This window comes from Variovorax sp. J2P1-31, from assembly GCF_030317215.1.
Taxonomy (GTDB): domain Bacteria; phylum Pseudomonadota; class Gammaproteobacteria; order Burkholderiales; family Burkholderiaceae_C; genus Variovorax.
The window spans coordinates 2,178,530-2,202,090 of record NZ_JASZYA010000001.1; the positions used below are offsets into that span (position 1 = coordinate 2,178,530).

At 70.2% G+C, this 23,561-nt stretch carries 25 protein-coding genes; 10 read left to right on the forward strand and 15 right to left on the reverse strand.

Annotation, left to right across the window (positions count from 1 at the left end):
- Positions 1-185: 185 nt before the first annotated feature.
- Both QTI20_RS10120 and QTI20_RS10125 read right to left on the reverse strand, forming a co-directional pair.
- The gene (locus tag QTI20_RS10120) at positions 186-593 is read right to left on the reverse strand and encodes a ribbon-helix-helix domain-containing protein (protein WP_286548130.1); all 408 of its coding nucleotides are present in this window, start codon (positions 591-593) and stop codon (positions 186-188) included.
- Between the two features lie 61 nt (positions 594-654).
- Positions 655-1,233, reverse strand: coding sequence for a DJ-1/PfpI family protein (locus QTI20_RS10125; RefSeq protein WP_286548129.1), 579 nt, complete (start codon positions 1,231-1,233; stop codon positions 655-657).
- A 212-nt stretch (positions 1,234-1,445) separates the two neighbouring features.
- On the opposite strand from QTI20_RS10125, the gene QTI20_RS10130 reads away from it, so the two are divergent.
- Positions 1,446-3,191, forward strand: coding sequence for a bifunctional metallophosphatase/5'-nucleotidase (locus QTI20_RS10130; protein WP_503011377.1), 1,746 nt, complete (start codon positions 1,446-1,448; stop codon positions 3,189-3,191).
- Here the strand turns inward: QTI20_RS10130 and QTI20_RS10135 are convergent, their stop codons facing one another.
- Complete coding sequence (locus QTI20_RS10135; protein ID WP_286548127.1) at positions 3,192-3,791, reverse strand: TetR/AcrR family transcriptional regulator; 600 nt, start codon at positions 3,789-3,791, stop codon at positions 3,192-3,194. It lies immediately after the preceding gene.
- A 110-nt stretch (positions 3,792-3,901) separates the two neighbouring features.
- Between QTI20_RS10135 and QTI20_RS10140 the strand changes: the two genes are divergently transcribed.
- Positions 3,902-4,738, forward strand: a complete 837-nt coding sequence (locus tag QTI20_RS10140; protein ID WP_286548126.1) for a metal-dependent hydrolase — start codon at positions 3,902-3,904, stop codon at positions 4,736-4,738.
- 13 nt (positions 4,739-4,751) lie between these two features.
- On the opposite strand, the gene QTI20_RS10145 is transcribed toward QTI20_RS10140, so the two are convergent.
- The 4 genes from QTI20_RS10145 to QTI20_RS10160 form a co-directional block, all read right to left on the reverse strand.
- Positions 4,752-7,274, reverse strand: a complete 2,523-nt coding sequence (locus QTI20_RS10145) for a TonB-dependent siderophore receptor (RefSeq protein ID WP_286548125.1) — start codon at positions 7,272-7,274, stop codon at positions 4,752-4,754.
- 93 nt (positions 7,275-7,367) lie between these two features.
- Positions 7,368-8,372, reverse strand: a complete 1,005-nt coding sequence (locus QTI20_RS10150) for a FecR family protein (RefSeq protein ID WP_286548124.1) — start codon at positions 8,370-8,372, stop codon at positions 7,368-7,370.
- Positions 8,369-8,884, reverse strand: a complete 516-nt coding sequence (locus tag QTI20_RS10155; RefSeq protein ID WP_286548123.1) for a sigma-70 family RNA polymerase sigma factor — start codon at positions 8,882-8,884, stop codon at positions 8,369-8,371. The genes QTI20_RS10150 and QTI20_RS10155 overlap by 4 nt, the downstream gene beginning before the upstream one ends.
- 68 nt (positions 8,885-8,952) lie before the next feature.
- A complete protein-coding gene (locus QTI20_RS10160) occupies positions 8,953-9,447 on the reverse strand; it encodes a MarR family winged helix-turn-helix transcriptional regulator (RefSeq protein ID WP_286548122.1) in 495 nt (164 codons plus the stop codon).
- Between the two features lie 173 nt (positions 9,448-9,620).
- On the opposite strand from QTI20_RS10160, the gene QTI20_RS10165 reads away from it, so the two are divergent.
- Genes QTI20_RS10165 through QTI20_RS10180 form a run of 4 tightly spaced genes read left to right on the forward strand, consistent with a single transcriptional unit; the run spans position 9,621 to position 12,614 of the window.
- Positions 9,621-10,577: a Bug family tripartite tricarboxylate transporter substrate binding protein gene (locus QTI20_RS10165; RefSeq protein WP_286550941.1), complete on the forward strand. Its 957-nt coding sequence runs from the start codon at positions 9,621-9,623 to the stop codon at positions 10,575-10,577.
- Positions 10,574-11,890, forward strand: a complete 1,317-nt coding sequence (locus QTI20_RS10170; RefSeq protein WP_286548121.1) for a sulfatase family protein — start codon at positions 10,574-10,576, stop codon at positions 11,888-11,890. The genes QTI20_RS10165 and QTI20_RS10170 overlap by 4 nt, the downstream gene beginning before the upstream one ends.
- A gap of 40 nt (positions 11,891-11,930) precedes the next feature.
- Positions 11,931-12,188 (forward strand): AbrB/MazE/SpoVT family DNA-binding domain-containing protein, encoded by a 258-nt coding sequence (locus QTI20_RS10175; RefSeq protein WP_183023410.1) that lies wholly within the window; start codon positions 11,931-11,933, stop codon positions 12,186-12,188.
- Positions 12,189-12,197: 9 nt separating this feature from the next.
- On the forward strand, positions 12,198-12,614 hold the full coding sequence (locus QTI20_RS10180) for a type II toxin-antitoxin system VapC family toxin (RefSeq protein ID WP_286548120.1): 417 nt from the start codon (positions 12,198-12,200) through the stop codon (positions 12,612-12,614).
- Positions 12,615-12,627: 13 nt separating this feature from the next.
- Here the strand turns inward: QTI20_RS10180 and QTI20_RS10185 are convergent, their stop codons facing one another.
- The 3 genes from QTI20_RS10185 to QTI20_RS10195 all read right to left on the reverse strand — a co-directional run bounded on the left by QTI20_RS10185 (position 12,628) and on the right by QTI20_RS10195 (position 14,600).
- Entirely contained in the window at positions 12,628-13,380 is a 753-nt protein-coding gene (locus QTI20_RS10185; RefSeq protein WP_183023412.1) for an anti-sigma factor, read from the reverse strand.
- The gene (locus tag QTI20_RS10190; protein WP_183023413.1) at positions 13,377-13,940 is read right to left on the reverse strand and encodes a sigma-70 family RNA polymerase sigma factor; all 564 of its coding nucleotides are present in this window, start codon (positions 13,938-13,940) and stop codon (positions 13,377-13,379) included. The genes QTI20_RS10185 and QTI20_RS10190 overlap by 4 nt, the downstream gene beginning before the upstream one ends.
- Before the next feature lie 84 nt (positions 13,941-14,024).
- Complete coding sequence (locus QTI20_RS10195) at positions 14,025-14,600, reverse strand: DUF3455 domain-containing protein (protein WP_286548115.1); 576 nt, start codon at positions 14,598-14,600, stop codon at positions 14,025-14,027.
- Positions 14,601-14,925: 325 nt separating this feature from the next.
- On the opposite strand from QTI20_RS10195, the gene QTI20_RS10200 reads away from it, so the two are divergent.
- From QTI20_RS10200 to QTI20_RS10215, 4 genes are all read left to right on the forward strand, one after another.
- Positions 14,926-15,906 carry a ferritin-like domain-containing protein gene (locus tag QTI20_RS10200; RefSeq protein ID WP_353507253.1) on the forward strand — a complete coding sequence of 327 codons (981 nt, stop codon included), beginning with the start codon at positions 14,926-14,928 and terminating at the stop codon, positions 15,904-15,906.
- Between the two features lie 72 nt (positions 15,907-15,978).
- A complete protein-coding gene (locus QTI20_RS10205) occupies positions 15,979-16,917 on the forward strand; it encodes a ZIP family metal transporter (protein WP_503011825.1) in 939 nt (312 codons plus the stop codon).
- A 109-nt stretch (positions 16,918-17,026) separates the two neighbouring features.
- A complete protein-coding gene (locus QTI20_RS10210) occupies positions 17,027-17,578 on the forward strand; it encodes a hypothetical protein (protein WP_286548110.1) in 552 nt (183 codons plus the stop codon).
- Between the two features lie 173 nt (positions 17,579-17,751).
- A complete protein-coding gene (locus QTI20_RS10215) occupies positions 17,752-18,069 on the forward strand; it encodes a cell envelope biogenesis protein TolA (protein ID WP_286548108.1) in 318 nt (105 codons plus the stop codon).
- Between the two features lie 41 nt (positions 18,070-18,110).
- Here the strand turns inward: QTI20_RS10215 and mmsB are convergent, their stop codons facing one another.
- The 5 genes from mmsB to QTI20_RS10240 form a co-directional block, all read right to left on the reverse strand.
- The gene (gene mmsB, locus QTI20_RS10220; RefSeq protein ID WP_286548107.1) at positions 18,111-19,007 is read right to left on the reverse strand and encodes a 3-hydroxyisobutyrate dehydrogenase; all 897 of its coding nucleotides are present in this window, start codon (positions 19,005-19,007) and stop codon (positions 18,111-18,113) included.
- A 159-nt stretch (positions 19,008-19,166) separates the two neighbouring features.
- Positions 19,167-20,282 carry an enoyl-CoA hydratase/isomerase family protein gene (locus QTI20_RS10225; RefSeq protein WP_286548105.1) on the reverse strand — a complete coding sequence of 372 codons (1,116 nt, stop codon included), beginning with the start codon at positions 20,280-20,282 and terminating at the stop codon, positions 19,167-19,169.
- Between the two features lie 158 nt (positions 20,283-20,440).
- The gene (locus tag QTI20_RS10230) at positions 20,441-21,595 is read right to left on the reverse strand and encodes an acyl-CoA dehydrogenase family protein (RefSeq protein ID WP_286548104.1); all 1,155 of its coding nucleotides are present in this window, start codon (positions 21,593-21,595) and stop codon (positions 20,441-20,443) included.
- A complete protein-coding gene (locus QTI20_RS10235; protein WP_286548103.1) occupies positions 21,592-21,984 on the reverse strand; it encodes a lysozyme inhibitor LprI family protein in 393 nt (130 codons plus the stop codon). Before QTI20_RS10235 ends, QTI20_RS10230 begins: the two co-directional genes overlap by 4 nt.
- Positions 21,981-23,504, reverse strand: a complete 1,524-nt coding sequence (locus tag QTI20_RS10240; protein WP_286548101.1) for a CoA-acylating methylmalonate-semialdehyde dehydrogenase — start codon at positions 23,502-23,504, stop codon at positions 21,981-21,983. The genes QTI20_RS10235 and QTI20_RS10240 overlap by 4 nt, the downstream gene beginning before the upstream one ends.
- Positions 23,505-23,561: the final 57 nt, after the last annotated feature.

Genomic DNA, 23,561 nt, shown 5'->3' on the forward strand with positions numbered 1-23,561 from the left:
GGCGGGTGAGGCGACGGGCAGGAAGACCGCGACCGTGGGTCGAGGCCGGCCCATCGCCTCGACGGGGCGAAGGCGGTGGAAGACAGGGGGATTTTCAACCAGATCGCGCGTGGCCCCTCGCAGCACCCCATGCATTGGGGGGCGATGGGCATCGGCCGCGCGCCTCGCCGCGGCGCCCCGTCTTTCTAGGCGTGCCGCCGCGCCGTGACGGGCAGCGTGCGCACGCGGTTCTCCGCCGAGGCCGGCCCCCAGCCCTGCGGCAGTTCATGCAGCACGGCCTTGGCGTCCAGCGAGTGGATCGCCACCGAGGTGTCCGCCGGAATGCGCCCCTGCGCCACCATCGCCTCGTAACGCAGGGCGCTCACGCGCAGGAAGGACGCGAAGTTGCCGACCTCGCCGCGCGCCGCCACCAGCTCGTCGTAGAGCCGCTCGATGAGCTGCACCACGACCATGCCGTCGCGCTGCGCGATTTCCTCGAGCACCTGCCAGAACAGGTTCTCGAGCCGGATGCTGGTGACCACGCCATGCAGCCGCACCGAGCGCGTGCGCGCGTCGTAGCTCTGCGGGTCGGCACTGATGAAGACTTCGCACATGCGGCCTCCTGTGAGGGAATGGTGGGCGACGCTCGCACTGTAGCGCCGCCCACGCGGGCCCTCAGTGTTCGATGCGCGTGCCCAGCACCACCAGGAACTGCGCCAACCACGCCGGGTGCGCGGGCCAGGCGGGCGCCGTGACCAGGTTGCGGTCGGTCACGGCCTGGTCGACCGGAATGCCCACGTACTCCGCGCCGGCCAGTTCCACCTCGACCTGGCAGGCCGGGTAGGCCGACACCTTGCGGCCCTTGAGCAGGCCGGTGGCCGCGAGCAGCTGCGCGCCGTGGCACACCGACGCCACCGGCTTGTCGGTCGCCAGGAAGTGCTTGGCGATCTCGACCACGCGGGCGTGCATGCGCAGGTACTCGGGCGCGCGGCCGCCGGGGATGAGCAGCGCGTCGTAGGCCTCGGGCTTCACGTCGGCGAAGTTGGCGTTCAGCGTGAAGCGGTGGCCCGGCTTCTCGCTGTAGGTCTGGGCGCCTTCGAAGTCGTGGATGGCGGTGTGCACCCAGTCGCCGGCCTTCTTGTCGGGCGCCACCGCGTGCACCGTGTGGCCCACGGCCAGCAGGGCCTGGAAAGGCACCATGGTTTCGTAGTCTTCGGCGTAGTCGCCGCAGAGCATGAGGATCTTGCGAGCCATCGGTTTGTCTCCTTCGGATGAGGTGTGGAATGCGCCCCGGCATCGGCATCCGGGCCGTCGCCGCATTATTCGAAGGCGGCGGCCGCAGCGGGTAGCAGCCGGCTGTGACCGTGCGCGTCATCCCGCGGTCACGCGGCGGCCCGACAATCCCTGTCCCCCTACCTTGGAGCCCGGAGATGCGCCTGCGCTGGCGAAAGCCCTGGCCCGTCGGCATGCTGCTGGCGACGGCGCTGGCCGCCTGCAGCACCGCGCCCGGAGAGGGAGGCGCCCGCCCTTCGCTGACGGTGAAGCTCATCGCCTTCAACGACCTGCACGGCAACCTCGAGCCGCCTGGCCTGGCCATCGCCGCGCCCTCTTCCACCGGCGGCACGGTGGCCGTGCCCGCGGGCGGCGCGGCCTACCTGGCCACGGCCATCGCGGCGCTCAAGGCGAAGAACCCGAACCACGCGGTGGTCTCGGCCGGCGACATGATCGGCGCCTCGCCGCTGGTGTCGGCGCTGTTCCTCGACGAGCCGACCATCGAGGCGGTGAACGCGATGGGCATCGACTTCAATGCGGTCGGCAACCACGAGTTCGACAAGGGCCAGGCCGAGCTGCTGCGGATGCAGCATGGCGGCTGCGCGAAGCACACGACGCTCGCGCCCTGCCAGGTCAACGCGGCCTTCCCGGGCGCCAACTTCGGCTTCCTCGCGGCCAACACGGTCAAGCGTGATGGCACGACGCTCTTCCCGGCCACGGGGCTCAAGACCTTCACACAGGGCGAGGCCCAAGTCACGGTGGGCTTCATCGGCCTGACGCTCAAGGCCACGCCGACGGCGGTCACGCCCGCGGGGGTGGCGGGGCTCGCCTTCCAGGACGAGGCCGACACCGCCAATGCGCTGATCCCGGGCCTGCGCGCGCAGGGCGCCGACGTGATCGTGGTCGTGATGCACGAGGGCGGCACCACCACCGTGGGCTACAACGACAAAAGCTGCGCCGGGCTCAGCGGCAACGTGCGGCCGATCCTCGACCGGCTCGACCCGCGCGTCGACGTCGTGATCTCGGGCCACACCCACAGCGCCTATGTCTGCGACTACGGCCAGATCAATCCGGCCAGGCCTTTCCTGCTGACCAGCGCGGGCCAGTACGGCACGCTGCTCACCGACATCGACCTGGTGGTGGACACGGCGACGCGCAAGGTCACCGCCAAGTCGGCCGACAACCTGATCGTGCAGGGCGAGGCCTTCACGCGCGGCGCGGGCACGGTGGCGATCAGCGACCTGTACCCGCGCTTCCAGAAGAACGCCGAAATCGATGCATTGATCGCGCGCTACCGCGCGGTCGCGGCGCCGCTGGTGCAGCGCGTGGTGGGCCGGCTCACCGCCCCGGCCAGCCGCGCACCCACGCCCTCGCGCGAGAGCGTGCTGGGCAACCTGATCGCCGATTCGCAACTGGCCGCCACCGCGCCCTCGGCCAAGGGCGGCGCGCAGATCGCGTTCATGAACCCGGGCGGCGTGCGCGCGGACCTGGTGCCCGGCGCGAACGGCGACGTGCGCTACGGCCAGCTGTTCAGCGTGCAGCCCTTCGGCAACAGCCTGGTGGTGAAGACCCTGACCGGCGCGCAGATCCGCGCCCTGCTCGAACAGCAGTTCGCCAGCGGCACCAACACCCTGGCCACGCCGCGCGTGCTGCTGCCCTCGCGCGGCTTCCGCTACCGCTACGACCTGTCGCGCCCGGCCGGCGCGCGCATCGAGGGCATGACGCTCGACGGCGTGCCGCTGGCGGACGACAGCACCTACCGCGTGACCATGAACAGCTTCCTGGCCAGCGGCGGCGACAACTTCACGGTGTTCAACCAGGGCACGGACGTGCTGGGCGGCGACCTGGACATCGATGCCTTCGAGGCCTACCTGCAGGCCCACCCGGCGCTCGTGCCGCCCGCGGCCGACCGCATCACCGCGATCGGCACGGCCCGCTGATCAGCGGGCCTCGGCCACGGCGCGGACCAGGCGCGTGGCGGGCGCGACCAGCGCGCGCAGGTCGCTCGAGCGGTCCTGCTCCACCGCTTCGAGGATCAGTTCGTTGATGCCGCCGACCACCGCCAGCGCGAGCTCGGGCGACAGCCGCGCGCCGCCGTCCGAGCCCGTGGCCAGCGCCACGAAGCTGGCGATCTGCGCATTGACCTTGCGGCGCACCGCAAGCCCGGCCAGGCCCAGGCCCAGGATCTCGACGAACAGCGTCTTGAGCAGCACCGGGTCCTGCGCGAGGAAGTCGAGGTAGGCCGTGACGGCATGCTCGACCTGCGTCTGCCAGGGCTGCAGCGGGTCGACCGCCGCGCTCAGCACCCCCAGCGCCTGCTCGCTCGCGGATTCGTAGAGCGCGATCAGGCAGTCGGCCTTGGTCGCGAAGTGCTCGTAGAAGCTGCGCCGCGAGACCGCGGCCTCGCGCACGATGTCGGCGATGGTCGTGTCGGCATAGCCCTTGGCCGCCACCGCCTTCGCCATGCCTTCGAGCAGGCGGTAGTGGTGCGCGTGCTGCAGCTCGGTGCTTTCGGAGGAGGCGGTGTCGGTGGACGTCATGCGGCCCGATTGTCGAAAGGGTTGGTACTTGACAGTACCAGATTCGAAGTCCACGATGGCGGTACGCATTCGTACCAACACCTTTCTTCAGCCCCACACACCGTTTCGCCATGACCGAGCTCGTCGTCCGCCGCCTGCTGATCGATCTGCAACCGCCCTTCGCGCGCGACTGGTGCGGCGGCGATGCCTTTTCCACCGCCTTCTTCAACGCGCTCTCGATGAGCTTTCCTTACGGCGAGCAGTTCTTCATCGACGCGGTGCGCGACACGGTCGACACCTTGCCGCCCGAACTGCAGGCGCGGCACAAGGCCGAGGTCAAGGGCTTCATCGGGCAGGAGGCCACGCACCGCCGTATCCACGCGCTGTTCAACGAACAGCTCGAACGCCAGGGCCTGGTCGACCGCTGGACGCCGCGCGCCATGGCGCGCATGAAGGTGCTGGAAGGCGCCGACCCGCGCCATGCGCTGGCGATCACCGCCGCGACCGAGCACTTCACCGCGATGTTCGCCGACTGGCTGCTGGCGCATCCGCAGGTGCTCGACGGCGCCGAAGCGCGGCTGAAGACGATGTGGTTGTGGCACAGCGCGGAGGAGTCCGAGCACAAGAACACCGCCTTCGACCTCTACCGCGCGGCGGAGGGTTCACAGGCCTGGCGCACGCGCTGGTTCCGGCGCGTGACGACCCTGTTCCTTGCCGACCTCGCGCGCCAGACCGTGGCCAACCTGCGCCATGAAGGCCAGTTGTGGAAGTGGTCGACCTGGCGCAGCGCGGCGCGCATCCTGCTGGGGCGCGACGGCCTGCTGCGCAGCAACCTGCCGGCCTGGCGCGCCTACTTCCGCGCGGACTTCCATCCCTCGCAGCAGCACAGCGACCTGTCGGAACGCTGGCTCCACGACAACACGGCGGTGTTCGAGCCGGTCAACGCGCCGCGCCCGGCCGCCGGCTGAGCGGCGGCTGCGCCTACCAGCTGTAGCCGGCCGTCAGGTAGACGCTGCGGCCTTCGCCGTAATAGCAGCCCGCGGCCGCGAGGCAGGTGGCGACGTACTCCTTGTCCGCGAGGTTGGCGACGTTGAGCGCCAGCCGCACGCCCTTGAGCGAGGGCCGCACCCGGCCCAGGTCCCAGCGCAGTGCCGCGTCGTACAGGGTCACGCCCGGCACGCGGTAGACGTTGGCGTTGTCGCCGAAGGTCGCACTGGTGTGGCGCACGCCCACGCCGAAGGCCAGGCCGGCCAGCGCCTCCGACTGGAAGCTGTAGTCGAGCCAGGCCGCGGCCTGGCGCTCGGGCACGTAGGCGAAGCGCTTGCCCAGCGTGCTCACGCCCGCGGCGTTGGGATTGGCGCGCGTGACCCGGCTGTCGGTGTAGGCGTAGGAAGCGATCAGGTCCAGGCCGCGCGCGATCGGGCCGCGCGCTTCCAGTTCCAGCCCGCGCACGCGCACCTCGCCGGTCTGCTCGCTGAAGGAGCGGCTCAGCGGATCGGGCGTGAGCACGTTGGCCTGCGTCAGCTCGTAGGCGGCGGCGGTGAACAGCGCCTTCGAGCCCACGGGCTGGTACTTCAGGCCGACCTCGGTCTGCTTGCCCTTGGTGGGCTCGAACACATTGCCCAGGCGATCGGTGCCGGCCGCGGGCTGGAACGAGGTCGAGTGGCTCAGGTAGGGCACCACGCCGTTGTCGAAGCTGTACATCAGCGCGGCGCGGCCGGTGAACTCGCCGTCGCTCTGCGTGACGTTCGTGACGCGGCCGTTGGCGGGCGTGAGCGTACGGGTGCCGGTGTGGGCCTTGTCGTAGCGGCCGCCCAGCACCACGCTCCAGCGCTCCCAGTGCATCTGGTCCTGCAGGTAGAAGCCGGCCTGGCGGCGCTTCTGGTCGATGTGCGTGCCGACCGCGGGCACGAGGCCGCTGTCGAGGCCGTACACCGGCCGGTAGGCATTGAAGGGCGTGGCCAGCACGCGCAGGTTGGTTTCGTCGAAGGCCGCCTTCTCGTTGGAGAAGTCGACGCCGGCCAGCAGCGTGTGGCGCAGCGTGCCGGTGCGGAAGTCGGCCTGCAGCTGCGTGTCGACGGTCAGCATGTCGGCCTGCTCGGGAAAGGCCCAGGCGTAGCGCTGCAACGACGCCGGATTGCAGGCCGCCAGGCAGAAGGCCTGCACGCGCTGGGTCGTGGCGTCGACCTTGCCGTAGCGCAGGTTCTGCCGCAGGGTGAAGGTGCCATCGAGCTTGTGTTCGGCCTCCCAGCCGATGAAGCGCTGGCGGTTGTCGTAGCGGTCGAAGCCGGGCTCGCCCACGAAGGCGCTGCGCGGCAGCGCGGCATAGCGGCTGGTGTCGAGCGTGCCGGCCGCGGGCAGCGAGGGCGCGCCGCCGCCACCGGGCGAATCGAGCGACTGCCAGTGCGCGAGCAGCGTGATGCGCGTGGCCTCCGAGGGGCGGTAGGTCAGCGAGGGCGCGAAGTAGGTCTTGCGCTCCGAGACGAAGTCGTAGGCGGTGTCGGCCTCGCGGTGCACGCCGACCAGGCGGTAGCGCCAGACGCCGTCGGCATCGAGCGCACCGCCGAGGTCGAAGGCCAGCTGCCGGCGGCTGTGGCTGCCGGCCTGGAGCTCGACCTCGCGCACGGTCTCGGTCGTGGGGCGCTTGCTCACCATGTTCACCAGGCCACCCGGCGTGGCCTGGCCGTAGAGCACCGACGACGGGCCCTTGACCACTTCGACGCGCTCCAGGCCCCAGGGCTCGATGCGCGGCTGCGAATAGCCGCGCGCGCCGAAGGGCAGGTGCAGGTTGTCGAGGTAGCGCGCGGGCGGCGTGAAGCCGCGCAGCGTGAGCCAGTCGTAGCGCAGGTCGGTGTTGCCGTACTGCGCGACGATGCCCGGCGTGTAGCGCAGGCTCTCGACCAGCGTGGTCGCGCCCTGCGCATCCATCTGGTCGCGCGTGACGACCGAGACCGATTGCGGGGTCTCGAGCAGCGGCGTGTCGGTCTTGGTGCCACCCGTGGCCAGGCGCGCGACGAAGCCCGCGACCGGGCTCTTGGCGGTCTCTTCGCCGGCCCGGGCCGTGACCAGCACGGTGGGCAGCGAGGACGCGTCGCCGTTCGCGCGCACCTCAGGCGCGGGCGCCGTCGGCAGGCGGGCCACGCCGTAGACATTGCCGGTGCGCGTGGCCTGCAGGCCGCTGCCGGCGAGCGCGGCCGACAGGCCCTCGGCGACCGTGAAGCGGCCGCGCACGCCGGCGCTCGAAAGGCCGGCCGTGACCGCGGCGTCGGTCGACAGCAGGATGCCGGCCTGGCCCGCGAACTGGCTCAGCACCGTGCCCAGGGGGCCGGGCGCGATGGCGTAGTCGCGCGCCTCGGCCGCGGGAGCCTGCGCCAGCGCGGGGGCGGCGTGCAGCGCGGCCGCCACCGGGAATGCGGCCAGCGCGGCCTGCAGGGAGCGCGCGAGCACGCGCGGGGCGAGGAAGGAAGTCGGGAAGGCGGTCGATAGTTTCTGGAACGCAGGCATGGCGGGCGGCTTTCAGGCAAGACGGGAGGGTTGTCTCCTGTGATGCCCATCGACGGCGCCAAAAGGGAACCTCCGGCGCGATTTTTTTCTTCGTCAGCGTTTTGCCGGCCCGGCCCCGACCACGGTCCACCACGGCAGCGGCCGGTGCACCTTCACCGGCAAGGTCGCCTGCAGCGCGGCCAGGATGCGCTCGGTGTCGGCCAGCGGATAGGCGCCGACGAGGCGCAGCTCGGCCACTTCGGGCGCGCAGCCCAGGTAGCCCGGGCGATAGCGGCCCAGCTCGGCGATGAAATCCTCCAGGCGCATGCCGTCGGCGACCAGCATGCCGCGGATCCAGGCGTCTTCCTCGGGCGCGACCGGCACGGGCGCCTCGACGCGGTCGGCGAACACCCGTGCCTGCTGGCCCGCGGCCAGCGTGCGCGGCGCGCCGACATCGGCCGGCCGCGCCTCGACCGCGCCCTCGAACACCGCGAGCCGCACTGCATCGCCGCCCTCCTCGTGCCGCACCGAGAAGCGCGTGCCGAGCGCGGTGAGCCGGCCCTGCGGCACGTCGACCACCAGCGGCCGAGCCGCATCGGCCTGGTTGTGGCCACTGGTGACCAGCACCTCGCCCCGGTGCAGCACGATGCGGCGCAGGCCGGCCGAGAAATCGACGTCGAGCGCGGTGGCGGTGTTGAGCCAGAGCCGGCTGCCGTCGGCCAGCACGATCTCGCGCCGCTCGCCGGTCTGAGTGCGATGGGCCGCGACCCAGCCGCGCCACGGCAGTTGTCCCGCGCCCAGCCAGGCCGCGAGGCCCGCGACCGGTGCGACGGCCAGCGCGCGCAGCGCGGTGCGGCGGCGCGCGCTGGCGGCCGCGCCGCGCGCGTCGAGCGCCCGCCGCGCCGGCAGCCCGGCCAGGCCGGCGAACTCGCCCGCCACCGCCTCGACGCGCTGCCAGGCGGCGCGCTGGCGCGGGCCGGTGTCGAGCCAACGCTGCCACTGCTGGCGTTCGGCTTCGCTGGGGCTGCCGGCCTGCAGCACCGCGAACCAGTCGGCCGCCTGCTGCAGGTCCTCGAAGGCCGGGGCGCCCGGCGCGGACGACGGTGGCGCCGCGCTCATGGCTGCCCGGCCAGCAGCAGGCACTGCAGCATCGCCTGCGCCATGTACTTCTTCACCATGCGCTCCGACACCTTCAGCTGCGCGCCGATCTCGGCGTAGGTCAGCCCGTCGAGCTGCGACAGCAGGAAGGCGGCGCGCGCCTTGGGGTTGAGCCGGTCGAGCATGGCGTCGATGCGGCACAGCGTCTCGAGCGCCATCAGCCGCGCTTCCGGCGAAGGCGCCATCGGCTCGGGCAGCACGGCCAGCGCCTCGCGCCAGGCGCGCTCGATGTCCTGGCGGCGCCAGTGGTTCACCACCACGCCGTGCGCCAGCGTGCGCAGGAAGGCGCGCGGCTCGTCCAGTGAGAGCGCATCGCGCGACAGCATCAGCCGCACGAAGGTGTCGTGCGCCAGGTCGGCCGCGCACGAAGCGCCGCCCAGTCGCCGCCGGAACCAGCCGAGCAGCCAGCCATGGTGGGCACGGTAGATCGCGTCGATGGAGGCCGGATTGGAGGGATGCGAGGTGGCGGACACGGTGCGAAGGCGCCGGGCAGCGACCCGACAATAAGAATCGTTCGCATTCTAAGCGGCGATCACGCGCCTCAGCCCAGGCCGCCGCCACGCCTTCCGCGATCCGCCTTCGGCAGCACCGCCACCTCCGCCATGCGCTCGGCCTGCGCCTGCAGGCGCTGCAGCGCGGCGTCGAAGCGCTGGGCCTCGGACGGCGCCAGCGCCGCCGCGAGCTCGACGTTGATCGCGCTCACCAGCGGAAAGAGTTCGTCGTAGAGCGCGCGGCCGCGCTCGGTCAGGCACAGGATCACCTGTCGGCGGTCGCTGGCCAGCGCCTCGCGCGAGACCAGCGCCTTGGCCACCAGCGAGCCGACCGCCTTCGAGGTGCGCGCGCGGTCGAGCTGCGCATGCTCGGCCAGCTGCGACGAGCTCAGCGCGCCCGAACCGGCCAGCGTGACCAGCATGCGCCACTCGCGCCGCGTGATGCCGAAGCGGCCTTCGCACAGGCGCGTGACCATGCGGCCGGTCACGGCCATCAGGCGCGACAGGCGGTACAGGAGCAGGGCCTCCAACGGTGGCGGGGTCATGGAACGGTCGCGGTCCGTACGGGTTAGTCCCGACGATGGTTGATTTGATCCATCGACTGTAGCCTCGCCAGAATCGCCAGCGTCGGCCTTGCGTCCACCGCGGCCCCGCCCCACACCACGGAGATTTCCCCATGACCACGCCCTTCTCTTCCGCCCGGCGCCTCACGCGCCGCATGGCCGGCCTCGCGGCCGTCGCCGGCCTGTTCGCGATCGGCATGAACAGCGTGCAGGCCCAGGCCCAGCTCGACAGCCCGCTGCGCATCGTGGTCGGCTACGCCCCCGGGGGCGCGACCGACCGCGTGGCGCGCATCGTCGGCGACAAGCTGGCTGCCAAGCTGGGCGTGCCGGTGGTGGTCGACAACAAGCCCGGCGCGGGCGGCCGGCTGGCCGCGCAGCAGGTCAAGGCCACGCCCGCCAACCAGAACGTGCTGATGCTGGCCAACCCCGCGGTGATGGTGGTGGCGCCGCTGGTCTTCAAGGACAACGGCTACGACGCCGAGCGCGACTTCGTGCCGGTCTCGCACGTCAACGACTACGACTTCGCGCTGGCCGTGTCGCCCACCCTGCCGGTGCGCGAGCTGAGCCACCTGCTGGCCTGGATGCGCGCCAACCCCAACCAGGCCAACGTCGGCGTGCCCGCGACCGGCAGCCTGCCGCACTTCTTCGCGCTGATGGTGGGCGAGAAGGCCAAGGTGCAGACGCAGGTGATCGGCTACCGCGGCTCGGCGCCGCTGCTCAACGACCTGTTGGGCGGCCAGGTGCCGGTGGCCATCGACACCTCCGACGTGGTGCTGCCGCAGCACGAGGCCGGCAAGCTGCGCATCCTGGCGCTGTCAGGCGCGCAGCGTTCGCCCTTCGCGCCCACAATCCCGACCTTCAAGGAAGCCGGCCTGGACCTGGCCGCCACCGGCTGGAACACCTTCTTCGCGCCCGCGACCATGCCGCGCGACAAGGTCGACAGGCTGTCGCGGCTGATCCATGAGGTGATGCAGGACCCGGACACCGCGCGCCGCTTCAAGGACTCGCTGATGACCCCGGTGGTCAGCACGCAGGCGCAGACCGCGGCCATGCTCAAGGCCTACCGCGCGCAATGGGCGCCGGTGGTGCAGAAGTCCGGCTACCAGCCATGAGGCGGCCCAACATCGTCTTCATCGTCGCCGACGATCTCGGCTATGCCGACCTCGGCTGCTACGGCGGGCGCGACGCGGTGTTCGGGCCGGTGTCGCCGGTGCTCGACGGCCTCGCGGCCAGGGGCCTGAAGCTCACGCAGGGCTACGCGAACTCGCCCGTGTGCTCGCCCACGCGCTTCGCGATGATCACCGCGCGCTACCAGTACCGGTTGCGCGGCGCGGCCGAGGAGCCGATCCGCAGCGACAGCCGCGGCAGCAGCGCGCTGGGGCTGCCGCCCGAGCACCCCACCCTGCCCTCGCTGCTGCGGGACAGCGGCTACCGCACCGCGCTGATCGGCAAGTGGCACCTGGGCTATCCGCCGCATTTCGGGCCGCTGCGCTCGGGCTACGAGGAGTTCTTCGGTCCGCTGTCGGGCGGGGTCGACTACTTCACGCACTGCGATTCCTCGGGCCGCCACGACCTCTGGGACGGCGAAGAGGATGCACGGCACGAGGCCTACCTCACCGACCTGCTGTCGCGGCGCGCGGTCGACTACGTCGAGCGCATGGCGCAACAGGACGCCCCCTTCTTCCTGAGCCTGCACTACACCGCGCCGCACTGGCCCTGGGAGACGCGCGACGACGCCGACAAGGCGCCCGCGGTGAAGGACAACCTGTTCGACCTCGCGGGCGGCAACATCCACGTCTACCGCCGCATGGTCCACCACATGGACGAGGGCATCGGCCAGCTGATGGCCGCGCTCGAGAAGCACGGCCTGGCCGAGAACACGCTGGTGGTCTTCACCAGCGACAACGGCGGCGAACGCTTCTCCGACAGCTGGCCGCTCGTGGGCGGCAAGATGGACCTGACAGAGGGCGGCATCCGCGTGCCCTGGATCGCGCACTGGCCCGCGGTGATCGCACCCGGCGGCGAGAGCCGGCAGCTGTGCATGACCATGGACTGGTCGGCCACCATGCTCGATGCCGCGGGCGTGTCGGCCGCGCCCGGCTACGCGCTCGACGGCGTGTCGCTGATGCCGGTGCTGCGCGACGCGGCCCACAGCTTCGACCGCCCGCTGCACTGGCGCATGAACCACCGCGGCCAGCAGGCGCTGCGCCATGGCGACTGGAAGTACCTGCGCGTGGATGGCAACGAGTACCTGTTCAACATCCCGGCCGACGAACGCGAGCGCGCCAACCAGGCGCGGCGCGAACCCGAGCGGCTCGCGCGGATGCGTGCCGACTGGGAGGCCTGGAACGCCGGCATGCCGGCGATTCCGGCGGATGCGACGGTGAGCCTGGGGTATTCGGTGAAGGACATGCCGCAGCGCTGAGCGTTTTCCTATAATTCCTTACCTTTCGTAAGGAGCGAAAATGGCCATTGCCACCATGACCAGCAAGGGACAGTTCACGATGCCCCTGTCCGTTCGCAAGGCGCTCGGTTTGCAGCCGGGTGCCAAAGTCGACTTCATCGCACAAGGTGACGGCTTCAAGGTCGTTGCACTCGATACGCACGTCTCGACACTCAAGGGACGGTTCGCTGGACGCGTTGCCAAGCCTGTCAGCATCGAAGCGATGAACAAGGCCATTGCCGAGGGCTCTTCGTCGGGCCATCGCAAACCACCGCGCTGAGACTGCCGCATGATCGGCCTCGACACCAACGTGCTCGTGCGCTATCTGGCGCAAGATGACCCCAAGCAATCGGCCATTGCCACGCGCTTCATCGAAACCCAACTCGACGAGCGCGTACCGGGCTTCATCAGCCTGGTCGTTCTCGTCGAGCTGTGCTGGGTGCTCGAGCGAATCTACGCCGCGACACCAACGGAAATCGGCGAGATGGTCAATGACCTGCTGAACACACCGACCTTCCATCTGCAGAACCGGGAAGCCGTACACGAAGCAACCAGGCAGTTGCTCACAGCGCGAAACACCAAGGCGCAAGGCGCAGGCTTTGCAGATCGGGTGATTGCACAAGTCGCGTTGAAAGAAGGCTGCTCGTCGACCGTGAGCTTCGACCGCGCCGCAGTGCGCAGCGCCGGCATGACGCTGCTGAGCTGAGGGGGCGCCGCCCCTACAGCACCTTGACCGCGCGCCCGATGAACTGGATCGGCCCGGTCGGCCGGTCCAGCGGCGAGCCGTTGGCCGGCTCCAGCGTGAGCTCGAACAGCTGGTTGGCCTCCAGCGGCGGCAGCTTGTCCAGCGGCACGCGCAGCGGCTGGCCCGGCGTGACCAGGCCCAGCGACACCGGACCGCGCCAGGCGTCGGCCTTGGTCCAGAACTGCAGCGACTTGTCGCTCGGCACCGCCACCGTGCCCAGCGGGATCAGGCTCAGCTGCTCCTGCTGGCGGCCGCCGGTCTGCACCACCCAGCCCGGCGCCTTGTCCTGCGGCGCGACCAGCACCACCATGTACTGCGGCACCGCCGGCGCCTGCACACGCAGCACCAGCACGGCCGCCATCACGGCCGCGGCCGCGAAGCCGGAGCCCGCGAGGCCACGCCAGAGGTTCAGGTTGTTCCACCAGCCCTGCACGCCCGAGACGGCGCGGCGCGTGTTCGCCGAAACCGAGGCCGCCGAGGGCCGCACGCTGGCCTCGATGCGCCGCCACAGCGAGGGCGAAGGCTCGACCGGCTCGGCCAGCGCGGTCAGGGGATGCAGCCGCTGCTCCCAGGCATCGACCGCGTCGCGCAGCGCGCGATCGCTCGCCATGCGCGACTCGACCTCGCGGCGGCGCGCCGCCGAGAGCGTGCCCAGCACGTACTCGCCCGCCAGCGCCTGCAGGGCGTCGTCGTCGTTGGCGGCATCGAAAGGGTTGTTCGGGTTCATGTCATGCACTCGCGCAGCGCGCGCATGCCGCGCTGGATCCAGGCCTTGACCGTGCCCAGCGGGGTCTTCGTGCGCTCGGCGATCTCGCCGTGCGAGCAGCCGTCCACATAGGCCAGCACGATGCACTCGCGCCGTCCGGGTTCCAATTGGTCGAGGCAGCCATCGAGACGGCCGAGCTCGACGCGGGTCTCGGCCGCATCGCGTGTCGTCGCATGGTGGTCCACCGCCATTCCGTCCTCGAGCGCCGTCGCGGTCTCTTCATCGACCGGCACGTCGCGCGCGTTGTTGCGAACCCAGCTCAGCGCGGCGTTGCGCACCACGCTGTAGATCCAGCCGCGGCCCGCGCCGCGTGCCGCATCGAAGGTGCCGGCGCGCTGCCAGATCGCGACGAAGGCGTCGTGCAGCACGTCCTCGGCGACCTGGCGCTGCCGCACGATGCGCAGCGCCACGCCCAGCAGGTAGCGGCTCTCGCGCGCATAGATCCGCGCGAGCGCGGCCTGCTCGCCCCCGGCACAGGCGACGAGCGCGGCTTCGTAGTCGAAATCGTCGGGAGCGGGCAAGGGCTTGGGCGGAAGGTCGAAGGAGCCCGGATATTAGTCGAGCCCTGCGCCCTCAGGCCCGAAAGCCCTTGCCGCGCTGGCCGATCAGGCGGCCTTCCAGAAGATGTAGTCGGCCTGGTACTTGACGGTCGTCTTCTGGCCCTTGTTCATGGGCGTGCAGGGCGTGGCCGCCGGTGCCACACCGCCGGTCAGCGCGACGCGCTGGATGTAGGTCACGCCGGTCATCGCGCCCGAGCCCATCGCGGGGTTGGCCTTGACCAGCTGGAACGGCAGGCTGGTCGGGCCCGAGGGCGCGACCGCGAGCTGCGTGGCGGTGAGCTTGGAGCCGTCGTTCGCTTCCCAGGTGGCCGGCGGGCCGTAGTACTTGCCGACCTGCTTGCCCATGCGGTCGTTGAGCACCGCATTGGGGCCGACGAAGACCCATTCGGTCTGGCCGGGCATGTTGGCCTTGTCGCGGCATTCGTAGGTGATGTCGCCCACGCCCACGGTTTCCCACGCCACCTTGTTGCCGGCCGGCACCTGGATGCTCGGCGGCAGGCTGGTCTGCGAGAACGTGGACATGGTGCCCATGTTGTTCATCGAGCCGCAGGCGGCCAGGACGGCGGCGGAAGCCACGAGCGCGGTCACGGCGACGGGACGGAAGGAAGTCAGTTGACGCATGGGAAGCTCCTTGGAAGTTTCGGGTGGGCAGCGGTTTTTGCTTGCTGCTGCAGGTACTACCCACCAGACGCCGCTTTGGATGCAGCGATCCGCAAATATTTTTTCGCCTCGCTTTTCATTGGGGACTCGCGCGTAAACCCTCGGTGCGCGGCAACGCCTGCTTACCAGTGGCTGCATCCGTTGCCGCATCGCGGGCCGTACCCCCTGCAGGGCGACCGGCTGCTTGCCGATCGCCCCATCCGCTCCGCGGTGCATCTCGCACCGCGGTGGTCAACGTTGTTGCGGTGACTGCATCGGGAACGAGGCGTGCCGCTCAGGAGATGTGATGCTTGGAATTCCTGTGACTCTGGACCTCTTGCAAAAACGCACCGAGAAGCTCGCCGACCGGCGACGTTTCTTCCGCAAGGGCGGTGGCTTCGCGGTGGGCATGGCCGGCGGCGCGATCCTCGCGGCCTGCGGTGGCGGTGGCGGCAACGCGATCGGCCAGGCCACGCCGAACGGCGGCGGGCCGAGCGATATCGACATCCTCAACTTCGCGCTGAACCTCGAGTATCTCGAGGCCCAGTTCTACCAGTACGCGGTGTTCGGCACCGGCCTGCCCGAGAGCCAGCTGGGCGGCACCGGCAAGCGCGGCGCGGTGCGGGGCGGCCATGCGGTGCCCTTCAAGGACCCGGTGGTGGCGCAGTACGCCCGCGAGATCGCCAAGGACGAGGCCGACCACGTGCGCTTCCTGCGCAGCGTGCTGGGCAGCGCCGCGGTGGCGCAGCCCGACATCGACGTGAGCGCCGACATGAACGGCGCCTTCTCGTCGGCGGCGCGCGCGGCCGGGCTGATCAAGGCGGGCGAGGCCTTCGACCCCTATGCCAGCGACGAGGCCTTCCTGTTCGGCGCCTTCATCTTCGAGGACGTGGGCGTGACCGCTTACAAGGGCGCGGCCCCGCTGATCGCCAACAAGACCTACCTCGAGGCGGCCGCCGGCATCCTCGCGGCCGAGGCCTACCACGCGGGGCTGGTGCGCACGGTGCTGTACGCGAAGGGCATCGAGACGCCGTCGCTGCGCACCGGTGCCGATGCGATCTCGAACGCACGCGATTCGCTGGACAACTCGATCGACGACGACCAGGGCATCACCGGCACGGGCGGCATGTCGAACATCGTGCCGCTCGACGACAACGGCATCGCCTACAGCCGGACCCCGGGCGACGTGCTCAACATCGTCTACCTGACGCCCACCGCGGCCGACAAGGGCGGCTTCTTCCCGAGCGGCGTCAACGGCACGCTGAACCTGAGCTCGGCCTTCGCCTGAGCCATCGGCGGCGGATGCGCAGCTTGCGCATCCGCCGCCATGGCCTTCCGCACCCCGCCCCAGGAGTCGACCATGGACCTGCCTTCGCTGCCCGTTGCCCCTTCTGCCGCCACCGTCGATGCGGGTCGGCCCGCACCGCCGCACCACCACCCCTGGCGACGCCGCATCGGCTTCGCCATCGTGCTGGCCGGCGCCGCGGCGCTCGCCTGGCAGGCCGCGCAGGCCATCGACGGCAGCGACCCGCGCATGCGCGGCGCCATCCTCGGCGGGCTGTTCGCCGCCTTCGCGACCGCGCTGGGCACCGTGCCCGTGCTGCTGTCGCAACAATTCTCGCAACGCACCTACGACAGCATGCTGGGCTTCGGCGCCGGCGTGATGCTGGCCGCCAGTTCGTTCTCCCTCGTGATCCCCGCGCTGGCCGCGGCCAAGGCCCAGGGCGCGGGCGGCTGGGGCGCGGGCGGCATCGTGGGCATGGGCATCCTGCTCGGTGCCGCGCTGCTGCTGGCCATCGACCGGCTCGTGCCGCACGAGCATTTCGTCAAGGGCCTCGAAGGTCCGCAGGCGCGTGCGCTCAAGCGCGTGTGGCTGTTCGTGCTCGCGATCTCGCTGCACAACCTGCCCGAAGGGCTGGCCATCGGCGTGGCCTTCGCGGGCTCCGACCCGGTGGGCGCGACTGCGCTCGCGACCGGCATCTCGATCCAGGACGTGCCCGAGGGCATGGTGGTGGCGCTCGCCTTGCGCAGCGTGGGCTATGGCCGCTGGCTGTCGGCCGGGCTGGGCGTGTTGTCCGGCCTGGTCGAGCCGATCGCGGCCGTGTTCGGCGCCGCCGTCATCGGCATCTCGGCGAGCCTGCTGCCCTGGGGCCTGGCGCTGGCCGCGGGCGCGATGCTGTTCGTGATCAGCCACGAGATCATTCCCGAATCGCACCGCAAGGGCCACGAGGCCTATGCGACCGGCGGGCTGATGCTGGGCTTCGTGGTGATGATGCTGCTGGACACGGCGCTGGCCTGATGGCCGCGTGCGAGCGCCGGCCCGACGACGGTGCTTCAGGCGCTTTTCCTGCATGGCGCGCGCCATGCACCGCTTAGGGTCGGGGCTTCTTCCTCACCGACATCGCACCATGCCCGCTCGCCATCCCACGCACGAGATCGACGTCTGGTCGGTCAAAGGCCGCTTCCAGCACCTGATCTTCAGTCCCAAGGGCGCGATCGAGGGCCTGATGATCGACACCCAGGGCGTGCCCACGCAGTTCGTCACCGACGCCCAGGACCCCGGCAGCGTGGCGCTGTTCGGCGCGCTGCAGGTGGGCCAGAAGCTGGTGATCGAAGGCACGGAAGCACCGCCGTCGCCCAAGGGTGCGGCCTCCCACACCGTCTACCGCTTCGAGCGCCTGGCCAGTGTCGATGGCCAGCCGCCGCAGCCCGCGCCCTCGCACGAGGGCACCAAGGGCACGGTGGTCCGCTTCAACCATGCCAGGCATGGCGAGGCCAATGGGGTGGTGCTGGACAACGGCGACTTCGTGCACACGCGCCCGGACGGTCTGGCCGCGCTGGGGCTGCAGGTCGGCGACTGGGTCGCGGCCGAAGGCTCGGCGCGCGCGCTGGTCACCGGCAGCGGCCGCGTGATCGAGGCCGTGCGGGTCAACGACCAGCCGGTGGCGCGGGACCATTGAGCCGCACCCATGTCCCTCGGCGCGCGGCGCTGTGGGCCGCGTCCCACGCCGCGATGCGCCATCGACCGAGCATCCATGCCTGGCCGCACTGCGTATCCACAGGACGCGCGCATCGCGATGCCGCGAAGACCGTTTTCCTTTCCCTTTCCCTCACCCGTCCTTCAGGAGCTCTCATGAACAAGTTCATCACCGCCACGGCCATCGGCCTGTTCGCCTTCGCCGCCCACGCGCAATCCAACCCGCCGGGCGCGCCGGTGCCGCCGAACACCCCGGGCTATGCCACCGGCAAGTCCGAGATGGCGGGCGAAGCGCGCAAGAACAACCGTCCGCAGGGCCAGGTGAAGGGTCCGGCCGGCGACGCACCGCGCACGCCCGAAGGCGGCGCGATCGGCACCGACCGCGCGGCCGTGGCCGGCGAGAAGCGCGCCGAAACGCGCGACCAGCGCCGTCCGGGCAAGCGCCCGTCGATGCAGGGCGGCACGCCCAAGTAAGCAGGCGGGACTGAGTCCGCCGCCGCCGCAGTGGGTCAGGCTCAGGTCCTGGACTGGACCAGCTTGATCACGCTCGAGAAATCGAGCGCGCCGTGGCCGGCCAGGCTGTGCGCCGCATAGAGGTTGCGCGCCAGGCCGCCCAACGGCGTGGAAGCGCGCACCGCGGCCGCGTTCTCCTGCGCGAGGCCCAGGTCCTTGAGCATGAGGTCGGTGCCGAAGCCGCCCGCGTAGTTCTTCGAGGCGGGCGCGGTTTCCATCACGCCCGGCAGCGGGTTGTACTTCTCGAGCGCCCAGTTGCCGCCCGAGCTGCGGCGCATGATCTCCGACAGCACCTTGGGGTCGAGCCCGTTCGCCACGCCGAGCGCGATGGCTTCGGAGGTGCCGATCATCAAAATGCCCAACAGCATGTTGTTGCAGATCTTCGCGGTCTGGCCGGCACCGGCCGCGCCCGCGTGGAAGATGTTCGCGCCCATCTTCTCCAGCACCGGCCGCGCGCGCTCGAGGTCGGCCTCGCTGCCGCCGACCATGAAGGTCAGCGTGCCCGCGATGGCACCGCCCGTGCCGCCCGACACCGGCGCATCGATCACGGCCACGCCGCGCTTCGAGGCAGCCTCGGCCACCTTGCGCGAGGTCGCCGCGGCGATGGTGCTGCTGTCGATCACCAGCGTGCCCGCCGCGATCTGCTCGAGGATGCCGGGCTGGCCGTTGCTGCCCAGGTAGAGCCCCTCGACGTGCGCGCTGGCCGGCAGCATGCTGACCACGACCTCGGCGCCCTCGAGCGTGGCCGCCGCCGAGGCGGCGATCGGCAGGCCCTCGGCCGCGAACCTGGCGCAGGCTTCCTTCGACAGGTCGAAGGCGCTGAGCGTGTGGCCGGCCTTGTGCAGGTTCAGGGCCATCGGGCCGCCCATGTTGCCGAGTCCGATGAATGCGATCTTCATTGCTTGTCTCCAGGTTGTTTGAATGCGGATGCGGGTGCGGGGACAGGACGCAGAGGACGCAAAGATTGCGCAGAAGGCGCAAAAGAATCCTTCAGAAATTTTTCCCTTCTGCGTCCTCTGCGAAACCTCTGCGCCTTCTGCGTCCGGCTGTCCGATCTCTCAGACCAGCCCGACCAGCTCCGGCGCCATCTCGCCGCGCACGCGCAGGTGGTCCTCGACGAAGGCCGGCGTGATCTCGGCCAGCGTGGTCGGGTTCCACTTCGGGTTGCGGTCCTTGTCGACCAGCACCGCGCGGATGCCTTCGGCGAAATCGGCGTGGGCGCAGAAGCCCAGCGAGGCCCAGTACTCGAGCCTGAACACCTCGGCCAGCGACATGCGCGGCACGCGCTGCCACAGCGCCCACGACAGCGCGACCGAACTCGGCGCGCCCTTGGCATAGGTCTTCACGGCGGTCTGCAGCCAGGGGTCGTCGCTCTGCAGCGCGCGCAGGCGCTGGTCGATGGCGAGCAGGTCCTCGCCGGCCAGCGTGGCGTTGATCAGGTCGTAGTGCTCGCGCAGCTTCGACGCCGGCACCGCGGCGCCCTCGCCCGCCTGCGCCAGCAGCTTCGACATCAGCGCGCGGTCGGCCTCGGGCGTGCCCTTCCAGGCTGCGGTGGTGATGGCTTCGAGCACCTGCGCCTTGGCCGCATGCGGCACCAGCACGTCGGCCAGGCCGGCGAAGATGGCGTCGGACGCATTCACTTGCGCAGCCGTGAACGCGAGGAACAGGCCGGTGCGGCCCGGCGCGCGGCGCAGGAACCAGCTGCCGCCCACGTCGGGGTACAGGCCGATGTTGACCTCGGGCATCGCGACGCGGCTGCCGTCGGTCACCACGCGGTGCGTGCAACCCGCCATCAGGCCCACGCCACCGCCCATCACGATGCCGTGGCCCCAGCAGACCAGGGGCTTGGGGAAGGTGTGGATCAGGTGGTCGAGCTCGTATTCCTCGCCGAAGAAGCGCTCGGCGTATTCGTTGCGCTCGGCCTTGCAGTCCAGCAGCGTCTGGTAGAGCTGGCGCAGGTCGCCGCCGGCGCAGAAGGCCTTCTCGCCGGCCGCGTCCATCAGCACGCCGACGATGCCCGCATCGGCCGCCCAGGCGCGCAGCTGCGGCGTGAGCAGGCGCACCATGTCGACCGACAGCGCATTCAGCGAGGCGGGTGCGTTGAGCGTGGCGATGCCGAAGCGCTGGCCGTTGGCGGTCGGGATTTCTTTGAACAGAACTACAGGATCGGTCATAAGCAAGGTGGTTGAATACGGGGACTGGACGCAGAGTACGCAGAGGTTTCGCAGAAAGGGGCCCCAAAGGAAACCAGAATCGCCTGGTTTCATTCCAGGGTTCTTTTGCGTCCTCTGCGAGATCTTCGTGTCCTCTGCGTCCGGAAGTCCGAATTTTCTCAGCGAATGTCGCTGTCGCCCTCCAGCAGCTTGCGCGCCACGATGACCCGCATGATCTCGTTGGTGCCTTCGAGGATCTGGTGCACGCGCGTGTCGCGCACCAGGCGCTCCAACGGAAATTCGGCCAGGTAGCCGTAGCCGCCATGCAGCTGCAGCGCCTCGTTGCAGACGTTGAAGCCCGCGTCGGTCGCGAAGCGCTTGGCCATCGCGCAGTAGGTGCTGGCGTCGGGGTGCGCGGCATCGAGCTTGCTCGCGGCCATGCGCACCATCTGGCGCGCCGCGACCAGTTCGGTCGCCATGTCGGCCAGCTTGAACTGCAGCGCCTGGAAGCTCGCGAGCGGCTTGCCGAACTGCTGGCGGTCGTGCAGGTAGCCGCGCGCCGCGTCCAGCGCGCCCTGCGCCGCGCCCACCGAGCAGGTCGCGATGTTGATGCGCCCGCCGTCGAGCCCCTTCATCGCGATGCGGAAGCCCTCGCCTTCGGCGCCCAGCAGGTGGTCGGCCGGCACGCGCACGTTGTCGAAGCTGATGGTGCGCGTGGGCTGGCTGTTCCAGCCCATCTTGTGCTCCTTCTTGCCGTAGCTCACGCCCGGCGCATCGGCCGGCACCGCGAAGGCCGAGATGCCGCCCGCGCCACCGCCGCCGGTCCGCGCCATCAGCACCAGCACGTCGGTCGCGCCCGCGCCCGAGATGAAGGCCTTGCCGCCATTGATGACGTAGTCGCCGCCCTGCAGTTCGGCGCGCGTCTTGAGCGAGCCCGCGTCCGAGCCCGCGCCGGGTTCGGTCAGGCAGTACGAGGCCAGCTTGCGGCCGCTGGTCAGGTCTTCGCCCCAGGTCTTGCACACCGCCTCGGTGCCCCAGGTCCCGAGCATCCAGGTCGCCATGTTGTGGATGGTGATGAAGGCCGTGGTCGAGGGGTCGACCGCGGCCATCTCCTCGAACACCAGCGTGGCGTCCAGGCGCGGCAGCGCGAGCCCGCCCACGCGCTCGGGCGCGTAGAGGCCGCAGAAGCCCAGCTCGCCGGCCTTGGCGATGGCGTCTTTCGGGAAGAAGGACTCGGCATCCCAGCGCGCGGCGTGGGGTGCGAATTCGGCCGCGGCGAATGCGCGCGCGGTCTGGGCAAAGGCGTTCTGTTCTTCGGACAGTTCGAAATTCATTGTTGACGACCCTTCCAGAGATCGAGTGCGGCGGTGCGTTCGCGGGTCGACCGTTCGAGGCAGCCGTAGAAGACCAGCGGCCAGATCGAGCCGCCTTCGCTGCCCTTTGAGGCGGTCTTGCAACCCGGGTCGCGGCCCTTGAGCCAGGCCCGTTGCTCGTTGCGCAGCGCGGTGCGCACCTGCGGCGACAGCGACTTCATCACCTCGCCGTAACGGATGTTGAGCGCCACGTCGGCGGCGCGGTAGTCGCGCACCGCGCAGGCGTTCATCTGCATCTGGTTGCCGTCGGGCCGGCAGTCCTGCGGGTTCGCGTCATCGGCCGCCTGCGCGCCCGCGGCGCACAGCAGCACGGCCGATGCCGCCACCGCAGCGCGGAACGCGCCCCTCACTTGAGGCTGATCGTGGTGTTGACGCCCTGGCTCACGGTGCTGTCGTCGAACCAGCGCGCGGTCACGGTCTTGGTCTGCGTGTAGAACATGATGACCTGCTTGCCGTAGGGGCCCAGGTCGCCGAGCTTGGAGGCGCGCGAACCGGTGAACGAGAACATCGGGACCGGCACCGGGATCGGCACGTTGATGCCCACCTGGCCCACGTCGATGTCTTCCTGGAACTTGCGTGCCGCGGCGCCCGACTGGGTGAAGATCGCGGTGCCGTTGCCGTTCGGGTTGCTGTTGATCAGCTCGATCGCTTCGTCGATGGTTTCGGCATCGGCGATGCACAGCACCGGGCCGAAGACTTCCTGGTCATAGATGGTCATGCCGGGCTTCACGCCGGTGAAGATCGTCGGGCCGACGAAGTTGCCCTTCTCGTAGCCGGGCACCGTGGGCTTGCGGCCGTCGAGCACCAGCTGGGCGCCGTCGGCCTCGCCGCGTTCGATCAGGCTGTTGACGCGGTCGAAGGCGGCGCAGGACACCAGCGGCCCCACGTCCACGCCCTTCTCGGTGCCGGCACCGATCTTCAGCGTCTTGGCCTTGGCGATCAGTTCGGGCACCCAGTTGCGGGCTTCGCCCACCAGCACCGCGACCGACACCGCCATGCAGCGCTGGCCCGCGGCGCCGAAGCTCGCACCGGCCAGGGCGTTGAGCGTCTGCTCCTTGTTGGCGTCGGGCATCACGATCGCGTGGTTCTTCGCGCCCATCATGCACTGGGCGCGCTTGCCGTTGAGCGTGGCGCGGTTGTAGACGTGCGTGCCGACCTTGGTCGAGCCCACGAAGCTGATCGCCTTGATGTCCTTGTGGTCGCAGATGCCGTTGACGATGGCCTCGCCGCCATGGATGACGTTGAGCACGCCGGGCGGAATGCCGGCTTCGAGCGCGAGTTCGCACAGGCGCATCGTGACCATCGGGTCCTGCTCGGAGGGCTTGAGCACGAAGGTGTTGCCGGTGACGATCGCCATCGGGAACATCCACAGCGGGATCATCGCGGGGAAGTTGAAGGGCGTGATGCCCGCGCACACGCCCAGCGGCTGCAGCAGCGTGTAGGTGTCGACACCGTTGGCCACGTTGTTGGCCAGCTCGCCCAGCTGCAGGTTGCCGATGTTCGAGGCGTGCTCCACCACTTCGAGGCCGCGGAACACGTCGCCTTCGGCGTCGGGCAGGGTCTTGCCCTGTTCGGCCGTGAGGATCGCGGCCAGCTCGCCCATGTTTTCACGGATCAGCTGCTGCAGCTTGAGGAAGATGCGGGCGCGCGCGCCGATGGGCGTCTTGCGCCAGGTCTTGAAGGCTTCCTTGGCCGAGGCCACGGCGGCGTCGAGCTCGTCGGGCGTGGCGAAGGGCACGCGCGCGAGCACCTGCTGCGTCGCGGGGTTGACGACGTCGCGCCATTCGGTCGTCTTGGATTCGACGAGCTTGCCGCCGATCAGCAGCTTGACGGTGGCGACCTGGGTGGTCGGGGTGGTGGTGGCGTCCATGGTGTTGTCTCCGGGTGAATGCGTACGTTGCAGCCGGCCATCCTAGCTTTGCACTTT

What these genes read in the sequence shown, in the direction of transcription:
- QTI20_RS10120 (WP_286548130.1), bottom strand. Translation starts at nt 593, where the DNA reads ATGTGCGAAGTCTTCATCAGTGCCGACCCGCAGAGCTACGACGCGCGC.
- QTI20_RS10125 (WP_286548129.1), bottom strand. Translation starts at nt 1,233, where the DNA reads ATGGCTCGCAAGATCCTCATGCTCTGCGGCGACTACGCCGAAGACTAC.
- QTI20_RS10130 (WP_503011377.1), top strand. Translation starts at nt 1,446, where the DNA reads ATGCTGCTGGCGACGGCGCTGGCCGCCTGCAGCACCGCGCCCGGAGAG.
- QTI20_RS10135 (WP_286548127.1), bottom strand. Translation starts at nt 3,791, where the DNA reads ATGACGTCCACCGACACCGCCTCCTCCGAAAGCACCGAGCTGCAGCAC.
- QTI20_RS10140 (WP_286548126.1), top strand. Translation starts at nt 3,902, where the DNA reads ATGACCGAGCTCGTCGTCCGCCGCCTGCTGATCGATCTGCAACCGCCC.
- QTI20_RS10145 (WP_286548125.1), bottom strand. Translation starts at nt 7,274, where the DNA reads ATGCCTGCGTTCCAGAAACTATCGACCGCCTTCCCGACTTCCTTCCTC.
- QTI20_RS10150 (WP_286548124.1), bottom strand. Translation starts at nt 8,372, where the DNA reads ATGAGCGCGGCGCCACCGTCGTCCGCGCCGGGCGCCCCGGCCTTCGAG.
- QTI20_RS10160 (WP_286548122.1), bottom strand. Translation starts at nt 9,447, where the DNA reads ATGACCCCGCCACCGTTGGAGGCCCTGCTCCTGTACCGCCTGTCGCGC.
- QTI20_RS10165 (WP_286550941.1), top strand. Translation starts at nt 9,621, where the DNA reads ATGGCCGGCCTCGCGGCCGTCGCCGGCCTGTTCGCGATCGGCATGAAC.
- QTI20_RS10170 (WP_286548121.1), top strand. Translation starts at nt 10,574, where the DNA reads ATGAGGCGGCCCAACATCGTCTTCATCGTCGCCGACGATCTCGGCTAT.
- QTI20_RS10175 (WP_183023410.1), top strand. Translation starts at nt 11,931, where the DNA reads ATGGCCATTGCCACCATGACCAGCAAGGGACAGTTCACGATGCCCCTG.
- QTI20_RS10180 (WP_286548120.1), top strand. Translation starts at nt 12,198, where the DNA reads ATGATCGGCCTCGACACCAACGTGCTCGTGCGCTATCTGGCGCAAGAT.
- QTI20_RS10185 (WP_183023412.1), bottom strand. Translation starts at nt 13,380, where the DNA reads ATGAACCCGAACAACCCTTTCGATGCCGCCAACGACGACGACGCCCTG.
- QTI20_RS10195 (WP_286548115.1), bottom strand. Translation starts at nt 14,600, where the DNA reads ATGCGTCAACTGACTTCCTTCCGTCCCGTCGCCGTGACCGCGCTCGTG.
- QTI20_RS10200 (WP_353507253.1), top strand. Translation starts at nt 14,926, where the DNA reads ATGCTTGGAATTCCTGTGACTCTGGACCTCTTGCAAAAACGCACCGAG.
- QTI20_RS10205 (WP_503011825.1), top strand. Translation starts at nt 15,979, where the DNA reads ATGGACCTGCCTTCGCTGCCCGTTGCCCCTTCTGCCGCCACCGTCGAT.
- QTI20_RS10210 (WP_286548110.1), top strand. Translation starts at nt 17,027, where the DNA reads ATGCCCGCTCGCCATCCCACGCACGAGATCGACGTCTGGTCGGTCAAA.
- QTI20_RS10215 (WP_286548108.1), top strand. Translation starts at nt 17,752, where the DNA reads ATGAACAAGTTCATCACCGCCACGGCCATCGGCCTGTTCGCCTTCGCC.
- mmsB (WP_286548107.1), bottom strand. Translation starts at nt 19,007, where the DNA reads ATGAAGATCGCATTCATCGGACTCGGCAACATGGGCGGCCCGATGGCC.
- QTI20_RS10225 (WP_286548105.1), bottom strand. Translation starts at nt 20,282, where the DNA reads ATGACCGATCCTGTAGTTCTGTTCAAAGAAATCCCGACCGCCAACGGC.
- QTI20_RS10230 (WP_286548104.1), bottom strand. Translation starts at nt 21,595, where the DNA reads ATGAATTTCGAACTGTCCGAAGAACAGAACGCCTTTGCCCAGACCGCG.
- QTI20_RS10240 (WP_286548101.1), bottom strand. Translation starts at nt 23,504, where the DNA reads ATGGACGCCACCACCACCCCGACCACCCAGGTCGCCACCGTCAAGCTG.